This is a genomic window from Staphylococcus condimenti, assembly GCF_001618885.1.
Classification (GTDB): domain Bacteria; phylum Bacillota; class Bacilli; order Staphylococcales; family Staphylococcaceae; genus Staphylococcus; species Staphylococcus condimenti.
Genome location: NZ_CP015114.1, coordinates 652,107 through 674,868, shown reverse-complemented (window position 1 = coordinate 674,868; position 22,762 = coordinate 652,107). Strand labels below are relative to the sequence as shown.

Genomic DNA, 22,762 nt, shown 5'->3' with positions numbered 1-22,762 from the left:
CTGATTGCTGTAAAGAGATTTTTTTCATGAAAGGAAGAAAAAGAGAATGGAAAATGAACAAATGTTTGAACGTACTGTGAAACCAGTACTAGATGTGAATGAGAAACCGAAGCCAGCCCAGTGGGCATTCTTAAGCTTACAACATCTCTTCGCAATGTTCGGTGCCACAGTATTAGTACCATTCCTGACAGGATTGCCGATTTCAGCAGCGCTTCTTGCATCAGGTATCGGAACATTATTGTACATTTTAATCACAAAAGCGATGATTCCAGCCTACCTTGGATCTAGCTTTGCCTTTATTACACCGATTATTACAGGATTAAGTACTCACAGCTTAGGAGACATGTTAGTCGCACTCTTCATGAGTGGTGTGATGTATGTCATCATCGGAATCTTAATTAAATTAAGCGGCATCGGTTGGTTGATGCACTTGTTGCCACCTGTAGTAGTTGGACCAGTCATCATGGTAATCGGTTTAAGCTTAGCGCCGACAGCAGCCAATATGGCAATGTTTGAAAACAGTGCCGACATGAAAGGCTACAATGTCACATATTTAATTGTTGCGATGATAACTTTAGTTACAACATTAGTTGTACAAGGTTACATGAAAGGTTTCTTCTCACTGATTCCAGTATTAATCGGAATTATAGTCGGATATATCGCAGCGACCATCCTAGGCATCGTAGATTTCAAACCAGTTATGAAGGCATCATGGTTAGATTGGCCGCACATATACTTGCCATTCAAAGACTATACACCAAGTTTTCACATGGGATTGATACTGTTGATGCTCCCAATCGTATTTGTCACAGTCAGTGAACATATTGGCCATCAAATGGTTATCAACAAAATTGTGGGACGTAACTTCTTTGAAAAACCAGGTTTGCATCGTTCAATCATTGGTGATGGTGTTTCAACAATGTTTGCGAGCTTGATCGGTGGGCCGCCAAGTACAACTTACGGTGAAAATATCGGCGTGCTAGCTATCACAAAGATTTACAGTATTTATGTAATTGGTGGAGCTGCAGTGATTGCAATCATCTTAGCCTTTGTTGGAAAGTTCACAGCATTGATTTCATCAATCCCAACTCCTGTTATGGGCGGAGTATCCATTCTCTTATTCGGTATTATTGCTTCAAGCGGCTTAAGAATGCTGGTTGAAAGCAAGGTAGATTTTTCAGAAAACCGTAACCTAGTTATCGCATCTGTCATTCTTGTTGTAGGTATCGGAAACTTAATGTTCGATATCCACGGCGTCAAAGTAGAAGGAATGGCACTAGCAGCTTTGTCAGGCATTATTTTAAACTTGATTTTACCTAAAGCTAAAGCGTAAAAATAACAAATAATATAATCAAATCTTAGGGGGATTTAACAATGAAACAATTAGTATCTATGGAAGATTTAACAAACGAGGAAATTTATTCACTTATCGAGACTGCAATCGAATATAAAAAAGGTAATAAACCAAATAAATTTACAGACAAATACGTGTCAAACTTGTTCTTTGAAAACTCAACACGTACAAAATGCAGCTTTGAAATGGCTGAACGTCAATTAGGTTTACAAGAAATTCCATTTGAAACTAGTACTTCATCTGTTAAAAAAGGTGAATCATTATACGATACTTGCAAAACATTAGAAAGCATCGGTGTAGACGCACTTGTTATCCGTCATCCACAAAATGATTACTATAAAGAATTAGAAGGATTAAACATTCCAGTGATCAATGGCGGAGACGGAAGTGGACAACATCCTACACAAAGCTTACTAGATATTATGACTATTTATGAAGAATATGAAAACTTCGAAGGCTTAAACGTATTGATTTGCGGAGATATTAAAAATTCACGCGTAGCACGCAGTAACTACCAAGCACTTACAGCATTGGGCGCAAATGTAAAATTCGCAGCTCCTGATGAATGGGTTGATGAATCACTAGACGCACCATATGTCAAAATTGATGATGTTATCGAAGAAACAGACATTGTAATGTTATTACGTGTACAACACGAAAGACATGATGGCGAGTTGAGCTTTGATCCACATGAATACCATGAAAAATATGGGTTAACAAAAGATAGATATAACCGTATGAAATCTGAAGCTATCGTAATGCATCCAGCACCTGTAAACCGCGGTGTAGAAATTGATTCTGAGTTAGTAGAAGCACCGAAAGCACGCATTTTCAAACAAATGAAAAACGGTATGTTTTTACGTATGTCAGTAATCACACATATCTTAGCTGAAAAAGAGGAAGGGGTTATCTACGATGTTGCTAATTAAGAATACCAAAGTATTAAATAACAATGGTGAGTTGACAGAAGCATCTATCTTAGTAGAAAACGATAAAGTAAAAGAAATAGCACCTGAAATTGTTGTCGGCAATGAAGTTGAAGTTGTCGACGCAAAAGGTCGCTTTGCAGCACCAGGCCTTGTGGACGTCCATGTTCACTTGAGAGAACCAGGCGGTGAGCATAAAGAAACAATTGAAACAGGTACAAAAGCAGCAGCACGCGGTGGATTTACAACAGTTTGCCCAATGCCGAATACACGCCCTGTACCAGATACTGTAGAACATTTAGAACAACTTAACAAGCTGATTGATGAGAATGCAAGTGTACGTGTATTACCTTACGCTTCAATTACTGTAAGACAAGCAGGCAGCGAATTAGTAGATTTCAAAGGTTTAGCAGATCACGGCGCATTTGCTTTTACTGATGACGGTGTAGGTGTACAAACAGCTGGTACAATGTATGAAGCAATGCAGCAAGCAGCAAAAGTCAATAAAGCAGTTGTTGCACACTGTGAAGATAACAGTTTGATTTATGGCGGAGCAATGCACGAAGGTAAACGCAGTGAAGAATTAGGTATTCCAGGTATTCCTAATATTTGTGAAGCTGTACAAATCGCGCGTGACGTATTATTAGCTGAAGCAGCAGATTGTCATTATCATGTCTGCCACGTTTCTACAAAAGAAAGTGTACGCGCTATCCGTGATGCGAAACGTGCAGGAATTCGTGTGACTGCAGAAGTTACACCACATCATTTATTAATGACAGAAGATGATATTCCTGGAGACAATGCAATGTTTAAAATGAATCCTCCATTAAGAAGCAAAGAAGACAGAGATGCATTGATTGAAGGATTACTTGACGGCACAATCGATTGTATCGCAACAGACCATGCACCGCATGCAGCTGAAGAAAAAGATCAACCAATGACAAAAGCACCATTCGGAATTGTGGGTAGCGAAACTGCATTCCCATTATTGTACACACACTTTGTTAAAAATGGTGATTGGTCATTGCAACAGTTAGTTGAATATTTAACAATCAAACCATCAAAAATCTTTGACTTGCCATACGGCACTTTAGAAGAAGGTAAAACAGCGGATATTACTTTAATCGATTTAGAGGAAGAGCGTGAAATCAAAGCAGAAGATTTCCATTCAAAATCAAGCAATACACCATTTATCGGTTATAAAGTATATGGCAATCCAGTATTCACTATGGTAGCTGGAGAAGTGGCATTCAAGGAGGATTAATTAAGCATGTTAGCAAAACGATATCTTGTATTTGAAGATGGTTCAATATATGAAGGCAGAAAGCTTGGATCAGACAATTTAACTAAAGGCGAAATCGTATTTAATACTGCAATGACGGGTTATCAAGAAACAATTTCTGACCCGTCTTATACAGGTCAAATTATTACATTCACTTATCCTTTAATTGGTAATTATGGAATTAACAGAGATGATTTTGAATCTCTTGTACCTACATTAAGTGGCGTAGTGGTAAAGGAAGCGAGTACACATCCAAGCAATTTCCGTAAGCAGAAAACATTTGACGAAGTTTTAAAAGAATTCGATATTCCGGGGATTTCGGGTGTAGATACGAGAAGTATTACTCGTAAAATTCGTGAGCATGGTGTTTTGAAAGCAGGTTTTACAGATCATGCAGAAGATATTCCGCAACTCATTGAATCATTAAATCAATTTGAACTATCTCGCGATGAAGTACCGACTGTATCGACGAAAACACCGTATGTTTCAACTGGTTTTGACTTAAGTGTCGTACTTGTGGACTTTGGAAAGAAACAAAATATCGTTAGAGAATTAAATGCACGTGGTTGTAATGTAACAGTAGTTCCTTACAATACGTCTGCAGAAGATATTATTCGTATGTCACCTGATGGTGTCATGTTGTCAAATGGACCAGGAGATCCTGAAGATGTGCCTGAAGCAATCGAAATGATTAAAGGTATTCTTGGTAAAGTTCCGTTCTTTGGAATTTGTCTTGGTCATCAATTATTCGCACTTTCACAAGGTGCAACATCATTCAAAATGAAATTCGGACATCGCGGAGCGAACCATCCAGTTAAAGATTTAGCTACAGGAAAAGTCGCTTTAACCAGCCAAAATCATGGTTATGCTATCGATGCTGATTCAGTTGTTAATACAGATTTAGAAGTAACACATATCGCGCTGAATGACCAAACAGTTGAAGGTTTAAAACATCAAACGCTTCCTGCCTTTTCAGTACAATATCATCCAGAAGCTTGCCCAGGACCGACTGATTCAAATTATTTATTTGATCAATTTGTGTCTATGATGAATGAATTCAAAGAGAAGGAGCGTTTCGCAAATGCCTAAAAATAACGACATTAATACGATATTAGTAATCGGTTCAGGGCCTATTATTATAGGACAAGCAGCCGAATTTGATTATGCTGGAACGCAAGCTTGCCTTGCTTTAAAAGAAGAGGGATACAAAGTAATCCTTGTGAATTCTAATCCAGCGACGATTATGACGGATAAAGAAATTGCAGATAAAGTTTATATTGAACCTTTAACACATGACTTTATTGCACGCATTATTCGCAAAGAACAACCGGACGCATTGTTGCCAACTCTTGGTGGTCAAACAGGATTGAACATGGCCATTCAATTACACGACAGTGGTGTTTTAGAGTCTAATAACGTTCAATTGTTAGGAACAAAATTAAGTTCAATTCAGCAAGCTGAAGACAGAGAATTATTCAGAAGTTTGATGAATGAGTTAGATGTTCCTGTACCAGAAAGTGATATTGTCAACACAGTAGAACAAGCCTTTGCTTTTAAAGAACAAGTCGGTTATCCATTAATCGTAAGACCTGCTTTTACGATGGGCGGTACTGGCGGCGGTATCTGCCATAATGATGAAGAACTAAAAGAAGTTGTGACAAATGGTTTGCATTATAGTCCCGCAACACAGTGTTTGATTGAAAAATCAATTGCAGGTTTCAAAGAAATCGAATACGAAGTAATGCGAGACAAAAATGATAATGCGATTGTTGTTTGCAACATGGAAAATATTGACCCAGTAGGTATTCATACAGGTGATTCAATAGTTGTAGCACCGAGTCAAACATTGACTGATGTAGAATATCAAATGTTGCGTGATGTGTCATTGAAAGTGATTCGCGCATTAGGTATTGAAGGTGGTTGTAATGTACAGCTTGCATTAGATCCGCATTCTATGAATTACTACATTATTGAAGTGAATCCGCGAGTATCTCGTTCATCTGCTTTAGCTTCTAAAGCCACAGGTTATCCAATCGCAAAATTAGCAGCTAAAATTGCTGTCGGTTTAACATTAGATGAAATGTTGAATCCAGTAACAGGTACATCATATGCAGCTTTTGAACCTGCCTTAGATTATGTTATTTCTAAAATTCCACGTTTCCCATTCGATAAATTTGAAAAAGGAGAACGTGTACTTGGTACTCAAATGAAAGCTACTGGCGAAGTCATGGCTATCGGAAGAACGTACGAAGAATCATTATTAAAAGCCATTCGTTCATTAGAATATGGCGTGCATCACTTAGGTTTGCCAAATGGAGAAAGTTACGAGTTAGACTACATAAAAGAACGTATCTTACAACAAGATGACGAACGTCTCTTCTTTATTGGAGAAGCGATTCGTCGCGGCACTACTTTAGAAGAAATACATGAGATGACAAAAATTGATTATTTCTTCCTAAACAAATTCCAACATATTATTGATATTGAACATGAACTAAAAGAACATAAAGGTGATATCGAGTATTTAAAATATGCTAAAGATTATGGTTTCAGCGACAAAGTAATTGCACACCGTTTTGACATGACAGAAGATGAAGTGACTGAATTACGCAAAGCAAATGACATCAAACCTGTGTATGAAATGGTCGATACGTGTGCTGCAGAATTCGAATCTTCAACACCATATTATTATGGTACTTATGAAAGAGATAATGAATCTGTTGTGACAGAAAAAGAGAAAGTGATTGTATTAGGATCAGGTCCAATTCGTATCGGTCAAGGGGTTGAATTCGATTACGCAACTGTGCATGCAGTATGGGCGATTCAAAATGCAGGTTATGAAGCAATTATTGTAAATAACAATCCAGAAACAGTTTCAACTGACTTCTCGATTTCTGACAAGCTTTACTTTGAGCCATTAACTGTCGAAGATGTGATGAACATTATCGATTTAGAACAGCCTAAAGGTGTTGTCGTTCAATTCGGCGGACAAACTGCGATTAATTTGGCAGAAAAATTAGCAGAAAAAGGCGTACAAATTTTAGGAACTTCTTTAGAAAATTTAAATCGTGCTGAAGATAGAAAAGAATTCGAAGCATTATTAAATAAAATCGATGTACCTCAACCTAAAGGTAAAACAGCAACTTCTCCTGAAGAAGCTTTAGAAAATGCACGAGAAATTGGTTATCCAGTTGTTGTGCGTCCATCGTATGTACTAGGCGGACGTGCAATGGAAATTGTCTATAATGATACAGAACTTGGAAATTATATGAGAGAAGCAGTAAAGGCAAGTCCTGAACATCCGGTGCTTGTAGACCGCTATCTGACAGGAAAAGAAATCGAAGTAGATGCAATTTGCGATGGAGACACTGTGATTATTCCTGGAATTATGGAACATATTGAACGTGCTGGTGTACACTCAGGTGACTCAATTGCTGTATATCCGCCTCAGACGTTATCTGAAGAAGATATTAAAACACTTGAAAGTTATACAACGAGATTAGCAAAAGGTTTAGATATTATCGGCTTAATCAATATTCAATTTGTACTTGCACATGATGGGGTGTATGTATTAGAAGTGAATCCGAGATCAAGTCGTACAGTACCATTCTTAAGCAAGATTACGAATATTCCTATGGCACAACTTGCTATGCGTGCGATTTTAGGAGAAAAATTAAGTGATTTAGGTTATCAACCTGGACTTCAACCTTATACAGAAGGTGTGTTCGTTAAAGCGCCTGTCTTCAGTTTCAACAAACTGAAAAATGTAGATATTACATTAGGACCTGAAATGAAATCAACAGGAGAAGTTATGGGTAAAGATTTAACACTTGAAAAGGCGTTATTCAAAGGGTTGACTGCAAGTGGTGTAGAAGTAAAAGATCACGGTACAGTCTTAATAACAGTAAGTGACAAAGATAAAGATGAAATGGTTAAGGTCGCGAAACGTTTAAATGAAGTCGGCTATAAAATTTTAGCAACAGAAGGTACAGCTCAAAAACTAGCTGATAATCATATTCCAGTTGAAACTGTTGGTAAAATTGGTGGGGAAGACGACTTATTGACACGTATTCAAGATGGTGAAGTTCAAATTGTCATTAATACGATGACAAAAGGGAAAACAATCGAAAGAGATGGATTCCAAATTCGCCGTGCATCTGTTGAAAACGGTGTACCTTGCTTAACTTCTTTAGATACAGCAAATGCACTTACAAACGTTATTGAAAGTATGACATTTACAATGAAACAAATGTAGAAAAGCAGCTTCTGAAATCTCTTTTACTAAAAGGAGGTGGAAGAAGCGCTTCGCTATGTAATAATGAAAGATAAGTGAGTGGATTTTTTATCCAGACACACATTTTTTACGGGAATTCATGTACAATAGAGAAAGCGATTAGATGAACGACAACCAAGTAATTTATATTGAAGGAGGATATTTGCGGTGGAAGAAAATATTATCGTATCCAATCAGGAAATTGCGGACCGCATTTTCGAAATTAAAGTTAAAGGCCCTGTGACACGGAAAATGAAACAACCTGGTCAATTTGTGCATATTAAAGTAGGAGAAGGTTCATTGCATATGTTGCGCAGACCTATTTCAATTTGCCATATCGAACCAGAACTTGATACATTTACGATGTTATATCGTGCAGAAGGTGCTGGAACACAGCGTCTATCTGAGATGAAAGCAGACGATACGATTGATATCATTGCACCTTTAGGTAACGGCTTCCCAATTGAAAAAGCAGAACGTAAAGCTTTATTAGTCGGTGGCGGTATCGGTGTTCCTCCACTTTATGAATTATCAAAACAATTAAATCGACTTGGTATTGAAACTGTACACGTCCTTGGATTCAGAAGTAAAAAAGATGTCTTTTACGCAGAACAATTTGAAAAATTAGGAGAAACACATATCGTAACAGAAGATGGTTCGATGGGTACCAAAGGTTTTGTGACGAATGTGATTTCTGATCTTCCTGTAGATTACGATATTTACTATACATGCGGGCCTAAACCAATGTTGAAAGCAATTAAAGAACATGAGAAACTTGCTGATGTTGAAGGCTTTTTATCTTTAGAAGAACGTATGGGATGTGGAATTGGTGCTTGTTATGCGTGCGTATGCCATACACCTGAGTCTGATACAAGTTACGTAAAAGTTTGTACAGATGGACCGGTATTTGAGAAAGGAGCAGTCATCTTATGAGCCGATTAAATGTTGAATTACCTGGATTAGATTTGAAAAATCCTGTTATGCCCGCAAGTGGTTGCTTTGCTTTTGGTGCAGAGTTCAGCCAATTTTATGATTTAAGCGAACTTGGTGCCATCATGATTAAAGCAGCTACAAAAGAAGCACGTTATGGTAATGAAACACCGCGTGTAGCTGAAACAGATAGCGGTATGATTAATGCGATTGGTTTGCAGAACCCTGGTGTACATCACATTATTGAACATGAATTAAAAAAACTTGAACAATTTGATGTACCAATTATTGCGAATGTAGCGGGTTCAGTTGAAGAAGACTACGTTTATGTTGCAGAACATATTTCAAAAGCGCCCAATGTTAAAGCGTTAGAATTGAATATTTCTTGTCCAAATGTCAAAGAAGGCGGAATGCAGTTCGGTGTTGATCCACAAGTTGCTGCTGAATTAACACGCAAAGTAAAAGCAGTTTCTGAAGTGCCTGTTTACGTTAAATTGTCGCCGAATGTGACAAATATTGTAGACATGGCCAAAGCGATTGCAAAACATGCAGATGGTTTAACAATGATTAATACGCTAGTAGGCTTACGTATTGACGGCAAATCAGGAAAACCTATTATAGCAAATACTATTGGCGGTTTAAGCGGACCAGCAATCAAACCTGTAGCGCTACGCATGGTTTATGAAGTGCGTAAAGCAATAGATATTCCTATTATCGCAATGGGCGGTGTGCAAAATGCACAGGATATTATAGATTATATTTCAGTTGGCGCAAATGCAGTAGCAGTCGGCACAGCGAATTTCCAAAATCCAATGGTTTGTAAAGAAATCATTGATGAATTACCAACTTTATTAGACAAACTTGGTGTAGACCATATTAATGAATTGTACGGAAGAACTCATGAGGTGACGAAATAATGACAAACACAAATTTACCTTTACCGATTATTGCACTTGATTTTGCAACAGCAGAAGAAGTGGAAAATTTCTTAGATTTATTTGATGAACCTTTATACATCAAAATCGGAATGGAACTTTATTATCAAACTGGACCAGAATTAATCAATCGTATTAAAGAACGCGGACATCATCTCTTCTTAGATTTGAAATTACATGATATTCCAAATACAGTAAAACAAGCTATGGCAGGACTAGGCCGTTTAAATGTAGATTTAGTTAATGTACATGCTGCTGGCGGCACAGAAATGATGCGTCAGGCAGTTGAAGGTTTGCGCAGTGTGAATCAAGATACGAAGATTATTGCAGTTACACAATTAACTTCTACAACTGAAGAAATGTTGAATAAAGAGCAAAACATTCAAACTTCAATTGAAGAAGCTGTTTTGAACTATGCTAAATTAACAAAACAAGCTGGTTTAGACGGCGTGGTTTGTTCACCTCTAGAAGCGAAATTGTTAACAGAGGAACTTGGGTCAGACTTCTTAAAAGTAACGCCAGGTATTCGTCCTGCTGATTATGCACAAGACGATCAAAAACGTATTACTACACCAGACGATGCGCGTAAGTTAGGTTCTACACATATTGTAGTAGGACGTCCAATTACACAAAGTGACAATCCTGTCGAAAGTTATCATCAAATTAAAGAAAGTTGGTTAGGTTAATATGTCAAAGAAAATTGCACAATCATTATTAAATATCGGAGCAGTAGCACTTTCACCCAATGATTTATTCACATGGAGTTCTGGTATCAAATCACCTATTTATTGCGATAACCGTGTGACTTTAGGATATCCAGCAGTACGAAATGAAATCAGAGACGGCTTGATTGATTTGATTCAAACACATTTCCCAGAAGCTGAAATTGTATCTGGAACAGCGACAGCGGGCATTCCGCATGCAGCTTTTATTTCTGAGAAATTAGAGATGCCAATGAGTTATGTACGTTCTAAAAGTAAAAGTCATGGTAAACAAAACCAAATCGAAGGTGCACCAAGTAAAGGTAAAAAAGTAGTTGTAGTTGAAGATTTAATTTCAACAGGTGGCTCTTCATTAGTAGCTGCTGAAGCATTAAAAGAAGCAGGTGCAGATGTTTTAGGTGTTGTTGCAATCTTCACTTATGGTTTAGCTAAAGCAGACACTATGTTCAAAGAAGCAGATTTACCTTTATACACATTAAGTAATTATAATGAACTGATTGATGTGGCTGAAGACGAAGGAAAAATTTCTACTGAAGATATTAAATCTTTAGTTGAATGGCGCGATAATTTAGCATAAGATGTAATTGGAGGGGATGACCATGTCCAATACAGATGCTCAGACAGTACAAAATCCATTTGCACATTTAAATAAGTTCTTATCGGCAAATGAGGATTATCGCAGTCAAGATGACAACCAAGAGAATACAGAAAACCATTGGTTATCAAATGAACAAAACAAAAATATATTCAAAAAAGCAAAATCAGATATTAAAGATAAAGGTTATATTTAAAAATTGAGACAATGCAGTCCGTAGTAAGCTACTGGTTTAATAGATTCAGCAGTTTATGGCGGGCTGTTTTGTTTTTGAGTTATTAAAAAACACTTGTGTTTCAGAAGACAACACAAGTGTTTAAATCTATTATCTAAGATACCATCTAACAAAGAGGTAGCCGAGCAATACGATTAAAACCATAACTATAATAGGCCAAATTAAATAAGACAAAATTAATCAACCTCCATTTATATTATCTCGAATCGGCTTTCGCTTATCAATTTATAATAAACGTATTATACTATGAATAGTGAAATACATATACTGAAAAGGGTTTCGGTATGCAAAACAGTAGGAGGGGTATTGTGCAAATTCCAAAAGTTACGACTTTTTTAATGTTTGATAATCAAGCAGAAGAAGCAATTGAATTATATACATCATTATTTGAAGATAGTGAGATTATTTCTATGGTGAAATATGATGAGTTCGGCAGTGGTGAAGCAGGTGCTGTACAGCATTCGATTTTTCGTTTAAAAGATCAAATTCTAATGGCAATTGATAACACAAATGGAACTGAAATTCCTATGAACCCATCTATTTCATTATTTGTAACAGTAGATAATGCGATGGAAATGGAACGTCTATATAGTGGTTTGAAAAAAGGTGGCGCTATTTTAATGGCCAAATCTGAATTAGGACCTTACCGTGAGTTTGCATGGGTGCAAGATCGTTTTGGCGTTAACTTCCAACTTGCATTAATGGATTAATATACAAAATAATTAAAGTTTTAAAATGAAAGCTCATCCTACAAGATTTTTTGTAATCAAGCTGGGAAGAGCTTTTTTGCATGCCATTTATTATAATAATATTGTATAATTATAGAGTGATATACAATATTATTGGTGGAGATGAGCAAAGTGATTGATATGCATAGCCATATTCTTATTAATGTCGATGATGGCGCACAAAACAACAAAGAAGCAATTCAACTTATTCAACAAGCAAAGGATGAAGGTATCACTGGTATTATCGCAACACCTCATTTCACCTCGCATTATTTCAACACTTTTGAGAAAGTTGAGTTGAAAATAAAAGAATTATGTAACCTAAAGAAAATTGAACAATTAAAAGTTAAAATCTATCCTGGACAAGAAGTCAGAATTAGTGAGAATTTGATTGACCATATTCAAAATGGAAATATTAAAGGCTTGAATCACTCACATTATCTTTTAATTGAATTTCCACCGAATGAGATTCCAGATTATACACAGTCAATATTTTCTGAATTACAAGAGATGGGTTATGTACCTATTATTGCTCACCCTGAACGTAATCAAGCGATAATGCAAGATATGAATCTGTTATTTGAATTAGTTAGTGCAGGTGCACTTAGTCAACTTACTTCATCTTCACTTGAAGGATATTTTGGAAAGGCGTTGCAAAAAGCATCGATTGAAATGATGGAATGCAATCTTGTTCATTTTATTGCTTCAGATGCACATCATTTAGAGTACAGACCATTCATAATGCAATCATTGTTTGAGAAAAAAAGGTTAATCAAACTACAACCTCAAATGTCTGAGTTAATACAAAATGCTGAAGCAATTATTCATAATCAAACAATAAAGCGTAAAACACCTCTGCTTCCTGGAAAAAATGGTAGTTTTAGAAAGTTTCGTTTTTTTAATAATTGAAGCAAACAACTTCATAATTATATGAAATAAAAGCAGTAGAACAGAAATTGTAGTTTCGTTCTACTGCTTTTTATAAGTTATTTTGCATTGACTGCGTTGTTTTTCATTTCTTGGATTTTATCGTAATCAGGTGTTGCATATAATGTCTTCTGATTATCATAAGTAACAAAACCAGGTTTTGCTCCTGAAGGTTTGTGGACATTGCGGATTTCAGTGAAATCTACTGGCACTTGTGCAGAACTGCCTGCTTTAGAAAAGTAAGCTGACAGCATTGCAGCTTCTTCAATCGTATTTTCGCTTGGGTCATCCGCAAAAATAACAACATGAGAGCCTGGGATGTCTTTTGTATGGAACCATAAATAACTTTTTCTTGATTTTTTATTGGTTAAGTAGTCATTTTGCTTATTATTTTTACCAACATAAATTATATCTCCGTCAGTAGAGAGATATGTTTGCAGTTGAATTTTCGGTTGTTTCTTTTTCTTACGACTATTACGTTGTTTCATAAATCCTTGTTCCGCTAATTCTTCACGAATTTCATCTATATCTTCTACAGTAATATGAGCAAGTTGTTGTTCTATCGATTCAAAGTAAGTGATATTTTCTTCAGTTAATTGAATTTGACGTTCTAATTCATGTTCGCGGGTTTTTAAGCGATTGTATTGTTTGTAGTAATATTGTGCATTCACTGAAGGGGACTTAGTCGGGTCTAAAGGAATAGTTACATCTTCACCTGTATAGTAATTTTGAGTTGTTAAAGATTTGTCGCCTTGTTGAATACGATAAATATTTGCAGTGATTAATTCGCCATATAGTTGTTGTGTTTCTTTTGATTGTGTCCCTTCATATTCTGCATGTAATTTTGTGAGTTTATTACGATTTTTCTGTAACTGTTGTTGTACGAATTTCACTAAATCATTGGCACGCTGTTTTACGCGTTCTCGTTCACCGCGTGCATCATAGAAACGATCCAGCAATTCATCTAATGAACTATAAACCACACTGTCATCATCAAATTGTTTTAAACGCATGAAATAAAAATCTTCTTTTCCAGTTTCATGGTTTTTGTGGAAAATAGGTACAGGTTCTAATTTTGTTTCAGCCATCACTTCATCATAAGCAGCAGGCAATGTATCAGAAGTCATAAACTGACGACGTTCTGTAATTTCTTTGGTAATAAGCGGACTGAAACCTTCAAAATTCTGAAGTAACTGACGGGCAATATTTCCTTGGTTAAAATCGATATGCTTCAGTACTTCTTGACCTGATACTTCGTAAGGATTCAATTTATTTTGTGTTGGCGGCGCTTCATATTGAAAGCCCGGCATTACAGTACGGTATTGATTGGTATTTGGTGTCAGATGTTTAAATCCTTCTATAATTTTACGGTTATCGTCAACAAGGATTAAGTTACTGTGTTTACCCATAATTTCTAAAATGACAGTACGATATATTTTATCTCCAAGTTCATCTGTACTTTGAATGTCGATTTCAATATGTCTGTCATTGCCGATTTGGCGAATATCTTGAATAATTCCACCATCTAAATGTTTGCGGAATACGCGCGTAAACATTGGCGGGTCGAAAGGGTTATTATATTTCTTTTCAGTAATATGCATACGTGAAAAGTTTGGATGTATTGAGAGTAATAATTGATGGTTTTTACGGTTCTGACGCACAACCATAATAATGGTATCATTATCAGGCTGATTGATTTTATGAATGCGTCCACCTTTGAGAAACTGAAGTTCTTCGACCATCTTTCTAGTAAAAAGGCCATCATAAGCCATTGTCATCAGCCACCTTTAGTAGTTTCGTTGTACTTAATACGTTCTTATTATTGTATCATGCAATGATAGAGTTGACACGTGTAGGGCTTATATAGAATTTTGCATGTGGCATCTATACAATTTTATAATAGATATGGTATCATTATATAATACAACAATAGCTTAGAGAGGTCGTAAGGCATGGATAATGAAAAAGGTTTACTGATTGTCTTATCAGGTCCATCTGGAGTCGGTAAAGGCACGGTTCGTAAAGAAATATTTGATGATCCAGCAACATCATATAAATATTCTATCTCAATGACGACACGTGAAATGCGTGAAGGCGAACAAGATGGCGTTGATTATTTTTTCAAGACAAAACGAGAATTTGAACAACTCATTGCTCAAGATCAGTTCATAGAGTATGCGGAGTATGTAGGAAACTATTACGGAACACCTGTTCAATATGTAAAAGACACAATGGACCAAGGACACGATGTCTTCCTGGAAATTGAAGTCGAAGGTGCGAAACAAGTACGCAAAAAATTTCCTGATGCACTATTTATCTTCCTCGCACCGCCAAGTTTAGACCACCTAAGAGAACGTTTAATCGGTCGCGGTACTGAATCTGATGAAAAAATTCAAAGCCGTGTCAAAGAAGCGCGCAAAGAAGTCGAAATGATGAATCTTTATGACTATGTCGTGGTAAACGATGAAGTGGAACTCGCGAAAGAGCGTGTTCAATCTATCGTAGCAGCCGAACATCTAAAACGAGAACGTATCGAAGCAAAGTATAGAAAAATGATATTGGAGGCCAAAAAATAATGTTATACCCACCGTTAAACCAACTCACTTCAAAAGTAAGTTCAAAATATTTAATCGCTACAGTGGCAGCCAAACGCGCACGTGAATTATACGATAAACCTGAAACAGCACTTTTAGAGCAATACCGCTCAGTTAAAACTGTAGGTAAAGCTTTAGAAGAAATTGCTGCTGGTAAAATCACTCCGATTGAACCAGAATTGAACGAAAGTGAATTTGAAACAAAAGACTGATTATATAAAATACCGTAAAAGTTGGCAATTAACTTTTACGGTATTTTTATAACATTTTAAGTTGTTCCATAGAACGTTTTAATTTTTCAAAATCAATAATGCGTGCTTGACGATGAAATTCTTTACCTTGTTTAAACAAAATAACAACAGGTGATGTAAAGAGTGAAAGTTGTCCGGCTGCTTCAGGCATCTGATTAACAGTAATTTGTACAGCAGGTAAATCAATATCTTCAACTAACGATTGCACTCTCGGTTGGTCAGCATGGCAAATTGTACATCCATCAGACATTACAAATAACAGTAATTTATCATTATTGTTTATTTCGTATTGCAAATTTTCAAAGGTAGAAATTGTTTTCAATTGAGAAACTCCTTTCGTTTTCTAGTCTGAAGATAGATTACTGAATCAAGATGAAAAATACAATAAAAGCGACTTGCAAAGCAAAGGACTTTTTTTGCATAGAGTGTTAAAATAATGTGTGAACATAAAAGAATGAGACATGTGATTTTATATCCATGGCCTCATTTTTTATTGTAAATACGTGATACATAGATAGAAATCAATCATGGAGGAAAAGATCTATGAAGAATATATTACTGGCAGTATCAGGGGGCATTGCAGCCTATAAAGCCATCGACTTAACAAGTAAATTAACACAAAACGGTTATGAAGTGCGTGTCATGTTGACTGAACATGCACAAGAATTTGTAACACCGCTTGCTTTTCAAGCGATTAGCAGAAATCCGGTATACACAAGTACATTTGTTGAAGAAAATCCTTCTGAAATTCAACATATTGCATTAGGTGATTGGGCAGATGCTGTGATTATTGCGCCAACAACTGCAAATCTATTAGGCAAACTCGCTAATGGTATTGCAGATGATATGATAACTTCAACTTTATTAGCTACTACTGTACCTAAATTTGCTGCGCCAGCAATGAATGTGCATATGTATGAAAATCCACGTGTACAACATAATATGCAAGTTTTAGTACAAGATGGTTACCGTTTTGCTGAACCTGGTGAAGGTTTCTTAGCATGTGGTTATGTTGCAAAAGGTCGTATGATGGAACCTTTAGATATCATGGCATTTGTGGAACGTGAAATGAATGAGAATAAAGATTTAAATCAAGTGTCACAAAGCCAGTGGTATCAAGATAAACATATTTTGGTGACTGCAGGGCCGACTGTAGAAGTTATTGATCCAGTCCGTTATGTTTCTAATCGTGCTTCTGGAAAAATGGGATATGCTATTGCAGATGCTTTACAAAAAAGAGGCGCCAATGTCACGCTTGTCAGTGGACCTACTTATCTTACTCCTCCAGAAAATGTAGAATTTGTACCAGTAACGAGTGCCGAAGATATGTTTAATGCAGTGACAGAACGTTATGAAGCTCAAGATATGGTGTTTAAATCGGCAGCAGTGTCTGATTATAAGCCATCTGAAAAATTAGAGCATAAAATGAAAAAACAAGACGGAGATTTATCGATTACTTTTACAAGAACACAAGATATTTTAAAATACTTGGGTGAACATAAAACACATCAAAAACTTATAGGGTTTGCAGCTGAGACACAAGATGTTGAAAAATATGCAAAAGATAAATTAGAACGTAAAAATGCTGATGTTATTATTGCTAATAATGTCGGTGATACGTCAATCGGATTTAATTCTGATGACAATGAAGTCACTCTCTTTTTCAAAGATGATGAAGCAGTTAGTATTGAGAAAGGGAAAAAGCAGCAGTTAGCTGAACGAATTTTAGATGAATTAGAACGTAGGTGGAAATAAATGATCGCAAAGGTTATCGTTGATGTACCCGCAAAGAATGTAGACTTTACCTTTGATTATTTGATACCGGAACGACTCGCACCCATCATCCAAGTTGGCGTGCGAGTCATTGTTCCTTTCGGACGCAGAACGATACAAGGGTATGTAATGGAAATTGTAGATGAACCAGATCCTGAACTGGATTTGAATAAATTAAAAGAAATCAAAGAGATTCAGGATATTAAACCTGAACTTACACCGGAATTGGTGAAATTAAGTGAATGGTATGGAAAATATCATGTGACAAAACGTATTTCTATATTAGAAGCAATGTTGCCGAGTGCAATCAAGGCAAAATATACGAAAGCATTTGAAATTGCAGAAGATGAATTGATTCCAGATGATTTGTTGAAGAAATTTGATAGAGAAGGTCATTATGCTTATAAAGCAGCACAACAAAATGGTGATTTAGATCGATTAGTGCCTTTAATGAAAGAAGCAGCAATTCGTGAAATTACGTTGCTTTCTCAAAATACGAGAAAGAAAACGCAACGCGCAATTCGAATTTCACCTGAACACAATCCAGATGATGTGTTAGCCATGTTAGAAAAACATCCGAAACAATATGATGTATATGCTTATTTGTTGAATGAACAACAACGTGACGTGCCATTAAAAGAAATTGGTGAAGTTGGTTTATCACCATCGAGTGTAAAAACATTAGAAAAAAATGGGTTTGTTGAAAAATATGACGCGATTGTAGAACGAGATCCATATGCTTCTCGTGTGTTTGAACAAGAAGAAAAACGTCAATTGACACCTGGCCAACAAGAAGCCTATGATGCGATTAAAAAAGTCATTGATGAAGAAAAGCAAGAGACATTTTTACTACATGGTGTCACTGGTTCTGGTAAAACAGAGGTTTACTTGCAGACGATTGAAGCTGTATTGCAACAAGACAAACAAGCGATGATGCTAGTACCTGAAATTGCATTAACACCGCAAATGGTTTTGCGATTTAAAAAACGTTTTGGTGATGAAGTAGCTGTTTTGCACTCAGCATTATCAAAAGGTGAACGTTATGATGAGTGGCAAAAAATTCGTGATGGAAGAGCGCGTGTAAGTGTAGGTGCACGTTCAAGTGTCTTCGCACCCTTTACTAATTTAGGCATGATTATTATTGACGAAGAACATGAAGCAACTTATAAACAAGAGGACTATCCTCGTTATCATGCAAAAGATATTGCGTTATGGCGATCTGAATATCATAATTGCCCTTTGATTTTAGGAAGTGCGACACCAAGCTTAGAAACGTATGCACGTGCTGAAAAAGGTGTTTATCATTTATTGAGTTTACCAGAGCGTGTAAACAATCAACCGCTTCCCTCAATCAACATTGTCGACATGCGCGAAGAATTAGCAAACGGGAACCGTTCTATGTTCTCGACATCCTTGCGAGAAGCGATTGAAGAGCGCCTTGCCCGCAATGAACAGATTGTCTTATTCTTAAATCAACGCGGCTACTCATCTTTTATATTATGCCGCGACTGCGGTCACGTGCCGCAATGTCCGAATTGCGACATTTCACTCACTTACCACAAGTCAAGCGACCAATTAAAATGTCACTATTGCGGATACCAAGAAACACCGCCGAACAAATGCCCGAACTGTGAAAGCGAGCACATTCGTCAAATGGGAACAGGCACGCAAAAAGTAGAAGAACTCCTAAACCGTGAGTTTGAAGATGCCAAAATCATTCGCATGGATGCTGATACTACATCACGAAAGGGCGCACATGAAAAATTATTAAACGATTTCGGCGAAGGGAAAGGTGACATTCTGCTTGGAACACAAATGATAGCAAAAGGGTTAGATTTCCCGAACATTACTTTAGTTGGTGTATTAAATGCTGATACAATGTTGAATCTGCCTGACTTCAGAGCAAGTGAACGTACCTTCCAATTACTGACACAAGTATCTGGACGTGCAGGCCGTCATGAAAAAGAAGGGGAAGTCATCATACAAACATACAACCCTGATCACTATGCGATTCAAGATGTACAACTCAACGATTATCTGTCTTTCTATCAAAAAGAAATGAAATATCGTCAAATTGGCAAATATCCGCCGTATTATTTCTTAATTAACTTCACTATTTCTCATGTGAATATGAAAGAAGTCATGCAAGCAGCAAACCATGTGCATCAAATATTGTTGCAGCATTTAACAGATAAAGCTTTAATACTTGGACCATCTCCAGCAGCTTTAGCACGCATTAACAGAGAGTACCGCTTCCAAGTTCTAGTCAAATATAAAAGTGAACCAGAACTCCATAAAGCATTGCAATATTTAGACGATTATTATCATGAAAAGTACATTAAAGATAAATTGTCATTGAAGATAGATATCAACCCTTACATGATGATGTAATGTCATACTAAGATAGTTAAAAAGCGCAATAAAAAAGAAAAAAACTTCATGGATAAGTGGCTATGTAGAAAGTGATTTAAAACTTCTAATAGTTGCTTATCCATTTTTATTAAATAAAATAAGCAAAACTAGCCTGTTAACTATTGTAATAAGTCATTTCCGTTGTGTGAAATACTAAAAATAAGGGTATAATAATTTGAAATATATGTGTGTTTACGCATACATATAAAATATATCTAGACACTTAAGTAAATAGGTGCATTTAAACCGTTCATATAATTATTTGTACAATGTTAAAAAGATCTGCTCAATAATCACTAAAAAAATGAACGATACACGCATTCTAATTAGGAGATGATGGATTTGAAAATCGCAATCATTAGCGCAACAGGCAAACAAGGCACAATACTAACAGAAAAAGCATTAGAACGAAATCACGAAGTAACAGCATTTGTCCGCAACCATAATAAACTGCAATTCGATGTTCCTTATGTAGAAAAAGATATTTTAGATATTACTCGTGAAGATTTAGAAGGATTTGATGCCGTATTCGTCGCATTCGGAGCGCCACAAGGTAAAGAAGAATTATATGTCGATACGACAAAACATTTTATCGATATTCTTGCTGATGTCGATGTAAAATTAATGTTGGTCAGCGGTACTGGTAGACTGTATGTTAATAACAATAGAACATTACGTGTAGCAGACAATCCGAATATGCCGGAATCAATCAAAGCAACCGCTCATAAAATGGCAGAAGCCTATGATCTGCTTGTAGAACAAAATCAATTGAAAGATTGGACTGCGGTAAGTCCAGCAAGTATGTTTGATTTCAATGGACCTGAAACAGGCGACTATCAAATCGGAACGGACACCATTATTTTAAATTCTGAAGGTCGGTCATATGTGTCTTATAGTGACTTCGCAAATGCATTTATAGATGTTGCAGAACAAGATGCATATCCAAACCAAGGTATTACAGTGGTTTCTGGTTAATATCCTACGTAAGTAAACACTGATTGCATCATCACATTCAGATTTATACCAAACACCTCCACTAAGTAATCATTTTGATTTAACGAACTTAAGGAGGTGTTTTTCATATTTTTATCAAAACAAGTCAGCTCACAGATTAAACAACTATTTAATACGTGCAAATAAAACGATGAGATTTAAGGGAGGAAAGGTAAAATGATTGATTTGCATAACCACATTATTTACGGCATTGATGATGGTGCTCAAGATATTGAAGAATCTATAAAAATGGCAAAAGCAGCTCAAAAAACAGGCGTCGATAAAATTATCGCCACACCCCATTATAAAACAAATTCATTTATGTCAGATAAAGATGAGATTATACATAAAATAGAAAAGCTGAATCAACAGCTGCAAGCTTTAAATATAGATATTGAAATCAAAGGCGGACAAGAAATTCATATTGAACCTTATACAATAGATTATTTAGAAAAAGGACAATTATTATCACTTGCTGATAGTGAGAAATACTATTTAATCGAACCGCCGTTTAAAGGTTTTCCAGATTTCATTGAAACAACAGTAGATGGTTTTATTCAAAAAGGGTTGCAGCCTGTTATCGCCCATCCTGAACGCAATGATTATATTCGAGAACATTTGGAAGTGTTAGATGAATTAGTCGAAAAAGGCTGTTTATTACAGATGAATGCGGCATCCATATTAGGAGAATATGGACCTGATATTCAAGAAACAGCAAATTATATCATCGAAAATAAAAAATGCCATTTAGTCGGCAGTGATGCACATCATGTAGATTATCGTGTATTTTGTATGGATCAATGCTTAAACCAGATTGAAGATGTATCATTCAAAGATTATCTGATTAATAACAATCAAAAAATATGGAGTGGAGGAGACATAAATAGTAAGAAATATTTTTAAAGAAAACAATGTCTTTTTAAGCAATTTGTTAAGCGAAATATTCAAAGTAAGTATCGATAAGTTTCACATACTTTGTGATAGATTTCATGTATAATGGTTAACTAAGAGGTGATAAAATGATCGTTCTTAAAACGCTGATTATTGTGATTTCTGTCTTTAATTTCTTACAAGCTATATTATTGTTAACTAAAAATGAAATGACGCCGAAGTATACATTGATCTTATTAATCGGCGGAAGTATCTTATTAGATATCGGTGCCATCATCTATCCATTTGCGGCTGCTGTAATTTTGTTAATACTTGGCTTTGCAGCAATCCAAATCGGTGTGATTTTGTACCAAAAATTATACAGACATAAAATCAACTATTTAGAACAAAGTGTCAGATTAGTCATTAATATTTTGATTATCGTCGCATATATTGTTTTAAGATAGTTTCAATTGTGAGTTTAAAACGATATCACAAATTTAAAACGCGCTTGCTGAAGTAACTGCCCAGTTACTCTATGCAAGCGCGTTTTTTTAATCCCTGATTTAATTACTTAATAAGTTCGTATCGACTGCGTCAAAACCTTTTTGAGAGATACGAATATTATCTACTTTTTCGCCATCCCAATCGCCGTCAATATAACCTTTGTCCCACAACACTTTACTGTTTTCCAAGAATTCATCTAAATCTTTATCACAGAAATAATTTTCTTGGAGTGAGTATTGGTCTTTAAAATCATTTGCTTCTTCAGGCGTTGAGCCGGCATTAACTTTTTCAGTATAATATTTATAAAGCACAGCGACTACGAAAGCTTGATCGCGATTAATATCATCCAAGATAATTCACCACCTTAAATCTTTACCCGTATAAACTTAAACTTTATACAATATTAATAGTATACCCGTTTAAATTGATTTTAATTCTTTGCCGTAAAGATGTTA

At 36.0% G+C, this 22,762-nt stretch carries 22 protein-coding genes; 19 read left to right on the top strand and 3 right to left on the bottom strand.

Going from position 1 to position 22,762, the window contains the following annotated elements; all coding sequences use genetic code 11:
• The first annotated feature begins 46 nt into the window (after window positions 1-46).
• From A4G25_RS03320 to A4G25_RS03265, 12 genes are all read left to right on the top strand, one after another.
• Window positions 47-1,333, top strand: coding sequence for a uracil-xanthine permease family protein (locus A4G25_RS03320; RefSeq protein ID WP_047131307.1), 1,287 nt, complete (start codon window positions 47-49; stop codon window positions 1,331-1,333).
• Window positions 1,334-1,374: 41 nt separating this feature from the next.
• A complete protein-coding gene (locus tag A4G25_RS03315) occupies window positions 1,375-2,283 on the top strand; it encodes an aspartate carbamoyltransferase catalytic subunit (RefSeq protein WP_047131306.1) in 909 nt (302 codons plus the stop codon).
• Window positions 2,270-3,544: a dihydroorotase gene (locus A4G25_RS03310; RefSeq protein ID WP_047131305.1), complete on the top strand. Its 1,275-nt coding sequence runs from the start codon at window positions 2,270-2,272 to the stop codon at window positions 3,542-3,544. Before A4G25_RS03315 ends, A4G25_RS03310 begins: the two co-directional genes overlap by 14 nt.
• 6 nt (window positions 3,545-3,550) lie before the next feature.
• Window positions 3,551-4,651, top strand: coding sequence for a carbamoyl phosphate synthase small subunit (locus tag A4G25_RS03305; protein WP_047131304.1), 1,101 nt, complete (start codon window positions 3,551-3,553; stop codon window positions 4,649-4,651).
• Window positions 4,644-7,817, top strand: coding sequence for a carbamoyl-phosphate synthase large subunit (gene carB / locus A4G25_RS03300; RefSeq protein ID WP_047131303.1), 3,174 nt, complete (start codon window positions 4,644-4,646; stop codon window positions 7,815-7,817). The genes A4G25_RS03305 and carB overlap by 8 nt, the downstream gene beginning before the upstream one ends.
• 186 nt (window positions 7,818-8,003) lie before the next feature.
• Window positions 8,004-8,768, top strand: a complete 765-nt coding sequence (locus tag A4G25_RS03295; RefSeq protein WP_047131302.1) for a dihydroorotate dehydrogenase electron transfer subunit — start codon at window positions 8,004-8,006, stop codon at window positions 8,766-8,768.
• On the top strand, window positions 8,765-9,682 hold the full coding sequence (locus A4G25_RS03290; RefSeq protein WP_047131301.1) for a dihydroorotate dehydrogenase: 918 nt from the start codon (window positions 8,765-8,767) through the stop codon (window positions 9,680-9,682). The genes A4G25_RS03295 and A4G25_RS03290 overlap by 4 nt, the downstream gene beginning before the upstream one ends.
• Window positions 9,682-10,386, top strand: a complete 705-nt coding sequence (gene pyrF / locus A4G25_RS03285) for an orotidine-5'-phosphate decarboxylase (protein WP_047131300.1) — start codon at window positions 9,682-9,684, stop codon at window positions 10,384-10,386. The genes A4G25_RS03290 and pyrF overlap by 1 nt, the downstream gene beginning before the upstream one ends.
• 1 nt (window position 10,387) lies before the next feature.
• Window positions 10,388-10,999 (top strand): orotate phosphoribosyltransferase, encoded by a 612-nt coding sequence (gene pyrE / locus A4G25_RS03280; RefSeq protein ID WP_047131299.1) that lies wholly within the window; start codon window positions 10,388-10,390, stop codon window positions 10,997-10,999.
• Between the two features lie 22 nt (window positions 11,000-11,021).
• On the top strand, window positions 11,022-11,213 hold the full coding sequence (locus tag A4G25_RS03275; protein WP_047131298.1) for a hypothetical protein: 192 nt from the start codon (window positions 11,022-11,024) through the stop codon (window positions 11,211-11,213).
• A 347-nt stretch (window positions 11,214-11,560) separates the two neighbouring features.
• On the top strand, window positions 11,561-11,962 hold the full coding sequence (locus tag A4G25_RS03270) for a VOC family protein (RefSeq protein WP_047131297.1): 402 nt from the start codon (window positions 11,561-11,563) through the stop codon (window positions 11,960-11,962).
• Window positions 11,963-12,121: 159 nt separating this feature from the next.
• Entirely contained in the window at window positions 12,122-12,889 is a 768-nt protein-coding gene (locus A4G25_RS03265) for a tyrosine-protein phosphatase (RefSeq protein WP_306461138.1), read from the top strand.
• Window positions 12,890-12,966: 77 nt separating this feature from the next.
• Here A4G25_RS03265 and A4G25_RS03260 read toward each other — a convergent pair whose 3' ends face one another.
• A complete protein-coding gene (locus A4G25_RS03260; RefSeq protein ID WP_047131295.1) occupies window positions 12,967-14,679 on the bottom strand; it encodes an Rqc2 family fibronectin-binding protein in 1,713 nt (570 codons plus the stop codon).
• 180 nt (window positions 14,680-14,859) lie between these two features.
• On the opposite strand from A4G25_RS03260, the gene gmk reads away from it, so the two are divergent.
• Together gmk and rpoZ are read left to right on the top strand one after the other, a co-directional pair.
• Complete coding sequence (gene gmk / locus A4G25_RS03255; RefSeq protein ID WP_015900078.1) at window positions 14,860-15,483, top strand: guanylate kinase; 624 nt, start codon at window positions 14,860-14,862, stop codon at window positions 15,481-15,483.
• On the top strand, window positions 15,483-15,713 hold the full coding sequence (gene rpoZ / locus A4G25_RS03250; protein ID WP_047131294.1) for a DNA-directed RNA polymerase subunit omega: 231 nt from the start codon (window positions 15,483-15,485) through the stop codon (window positions 15,711-15,713). The genes gmk and rpoZ overlap by 1 nt, the downstream gene beginning before the upstream one ends.
• 46 nt (window positions 15,714-15,759) lie before the next feature.
• Here rpoZ and A4G25_RS03245 read toward each other — a convergent pair whose 3' ends face one another.
• Complete coding sequence (locus A4G25_RS03245; RefSeq protein WP_047131293.1) at window positions 15,760-16,074, bottom strand: thioredoxin family protein; 315 nt, start codon at window positions 16,072-16,074, stop codon at window positions 15,760-15,762.
• 221 nt (window positions 16,075-16,295) lie between these two features.
• Here A4G25_RS03245 and coaBC point away from each other — a divergent pair, with 221 nt between their 5' ends.
• The 5 genes from coaBC (at window position 16,296) to A4G25_RS03220 (ending at window position 22,267) form a co-directional block, all read left to right on the top strand.
• Window positions 16,296-17,507: a bifunctional phosphopantothenoylcysteine decarboxylase/phosphopantothenate--cysteine ligase CoaBC gene (gene coaBC / locus A4G25_RS03240; protein WP_047131292.1), complete on the top strand. Its 1,212-nt coding sequence runs from the start codon at window positions 16,296-16,298 to the stop codon at window positions 17,505-17,507.
• The gene (gene priA, locus A4G25_RS03235) at window positions 17,508-19,916 is read left to right on the top strand and encodes a primosomal protein N' (protein WP_047131291.1); all 2,409 of its coding nucleotides are present in this window, start codon (window positions 17,508-17,510) and stop codon (window positions 19,914-19,916) included.
• A gap of 363 nt (window positions 19,917-20,279) precedes the next feature.
• A complete protein-coding gene (locus A4G25_RS03230) occupies window positions 20,280-20,912 on the top strand; it encodes an NAD(P)-dependent oxidoreductase (RefSeq protein WP_047131290.1) in 633 nt (210 codons plus the stop codon).
• A gap of 195 nt (window positions 20,913-21,107) precedes the next feature.
• On the top strand, window positions 21,108-21,833 hold the full coding sequence (locus tag A4G25_RS03225; RefSeq protein WP_047131289.1) for a tyrosine-protein phosphatase: 726 nt from the start codon (window positions 21,108-21,110) through the stop codon (window positions 21,831-21,833).
• A gap of 116 nt (window positions 21,834-21,949) precedes the next feature.
• Window positions 21,950-22,267, top strand: coding sequence for a hypothetical protein (locus A4G25_RS03220; RefSeq protein ID WP_047131288.1), 318 nt, complete (start codon window positions 21,950-21,952; stop codon window positions 22,265-22,267).
• Window positions 22,268-22,366: 99 nt separating this feature from the next.
• On the opposite strand, the gene A4G25_RS03215 is transcribed toward A4G25_RS03220, so the two are convergent.
• Entirely contained in the window at window positions 22,367-22,657 is a 291-nt protein-coding gene (locus A4G25_RS03215) for a hypothetical protein (RefSeq protein WP_047131287.1), read from the bottom strand.
• Window positions 22,658-22,762: the final 105 nt, after the last annotated feature.

Coding starts and splice junctions, on each gene's coding strand:
- A4G25_RS03320 (WP_047131307.1), top strand. CDS start 47: ATGGAAAATGAACAAATGTTTGAACGTACTGTGAAACCAGTACTAGAT.
- A4G25_RS03315 (WP_047131306.1), top strand. CDS start 1,375: ATGAAACAATTAGTATCTATGGAAGATTTAACAAACGAGGAAATTTAT.
- A4G25_RS03310 (WP_047131305.1), top strand. CDS start 2,270: ATGTTGCTAATTAAGAATACCAAAGTATTAAATAACAATGGTGAGTTG.
- A4G25_RS03305 (WP_047131304.1), top strand. CDS start 3,551: ATGTTAGCAAAACGATATCTTGTATTTGAAGATGGTTCAATATATGAA.
- carB (WP_047131303.1), top strand. CDS start 4,644: ATGCCTAAAAATAACGACATTAATACGATATTAGTAATCGGTTCAGGG.
- A4G25_RS03290 (WP_047131301.1), top strand. CDS start 8,765: ATGAGCCGATTAAATGTTGAATTACCTGGATTAGATTTGAAAAATCCT.
- pyrF (WP_047131300.1), top strand. CDS start 9,682: ATGACAAACACAAATTTACCTTTACCGATTATTGCACTTGATTTTGCA.
- pyrE (WP_047131299.1), top strand. CDS start 10,388: ATGTCAAAGAAAATTGCACAATCATTATTAAATATCGGAGCAGTAGCA.
- A4G25_RS03275 (WP_047131298.1), top strand. CDS start 11,022: ATGTCCAATACAGATGCTCAGACAGTACAAAATCCATTTGCACATTTA.
- A4G25_RS03265 (WP_306461138.1), top strand. CDS start 12,122: ATGCATAGCCATATTCTTATTAATGTCGATGATGGCGCACAAAACAAC.
- A4G25_RS03260 (WP_047131295.1), bottom strand. CDS start 14,679: ATGGCTTATGATGGCCTTTTTACTAGAAAGATGGTCGAAGAACTTCAG.
- gmk (WP_015900078.1), top strand. CDS start 14,860: ATGGATAATGAAAAAGGTTTACTGATTGTCTTATCAGGTCCATCTGGA.
- rpoZ (WP_047131294.1), top strand. CDS start 15,483: ATGTTATACCCACCGTTAAACCAACTCACTTCAAAAGTAAGTTCAAAA.
- coaBC (WP_047131292.1), top strand. CDS start 16,296: ATGAAGAATATATTACTGGCAGTATCAGGGGGCATTGCAGCCTATAAA.
- priA (WP_047131291.1), top strand. CDS start 17,508: ATGATCGCAAAGGTTATCGTTGATGTACCCGCAAAGAATGTAGACTTT.
- A4G25_RS03225 (WP_047131289.1), top strand. CDS start 21,108: ATGATTGATTTGCATAACCACATTATTTACGGCATTGATGATGGTGCT.
- A4G25_RS03220 (WP_047131288.1), top strand. CDS start 21,950: ATGATCGTTCTTAAAACGCTGATTATTGTGATTTCTGTCTTTAATTTC.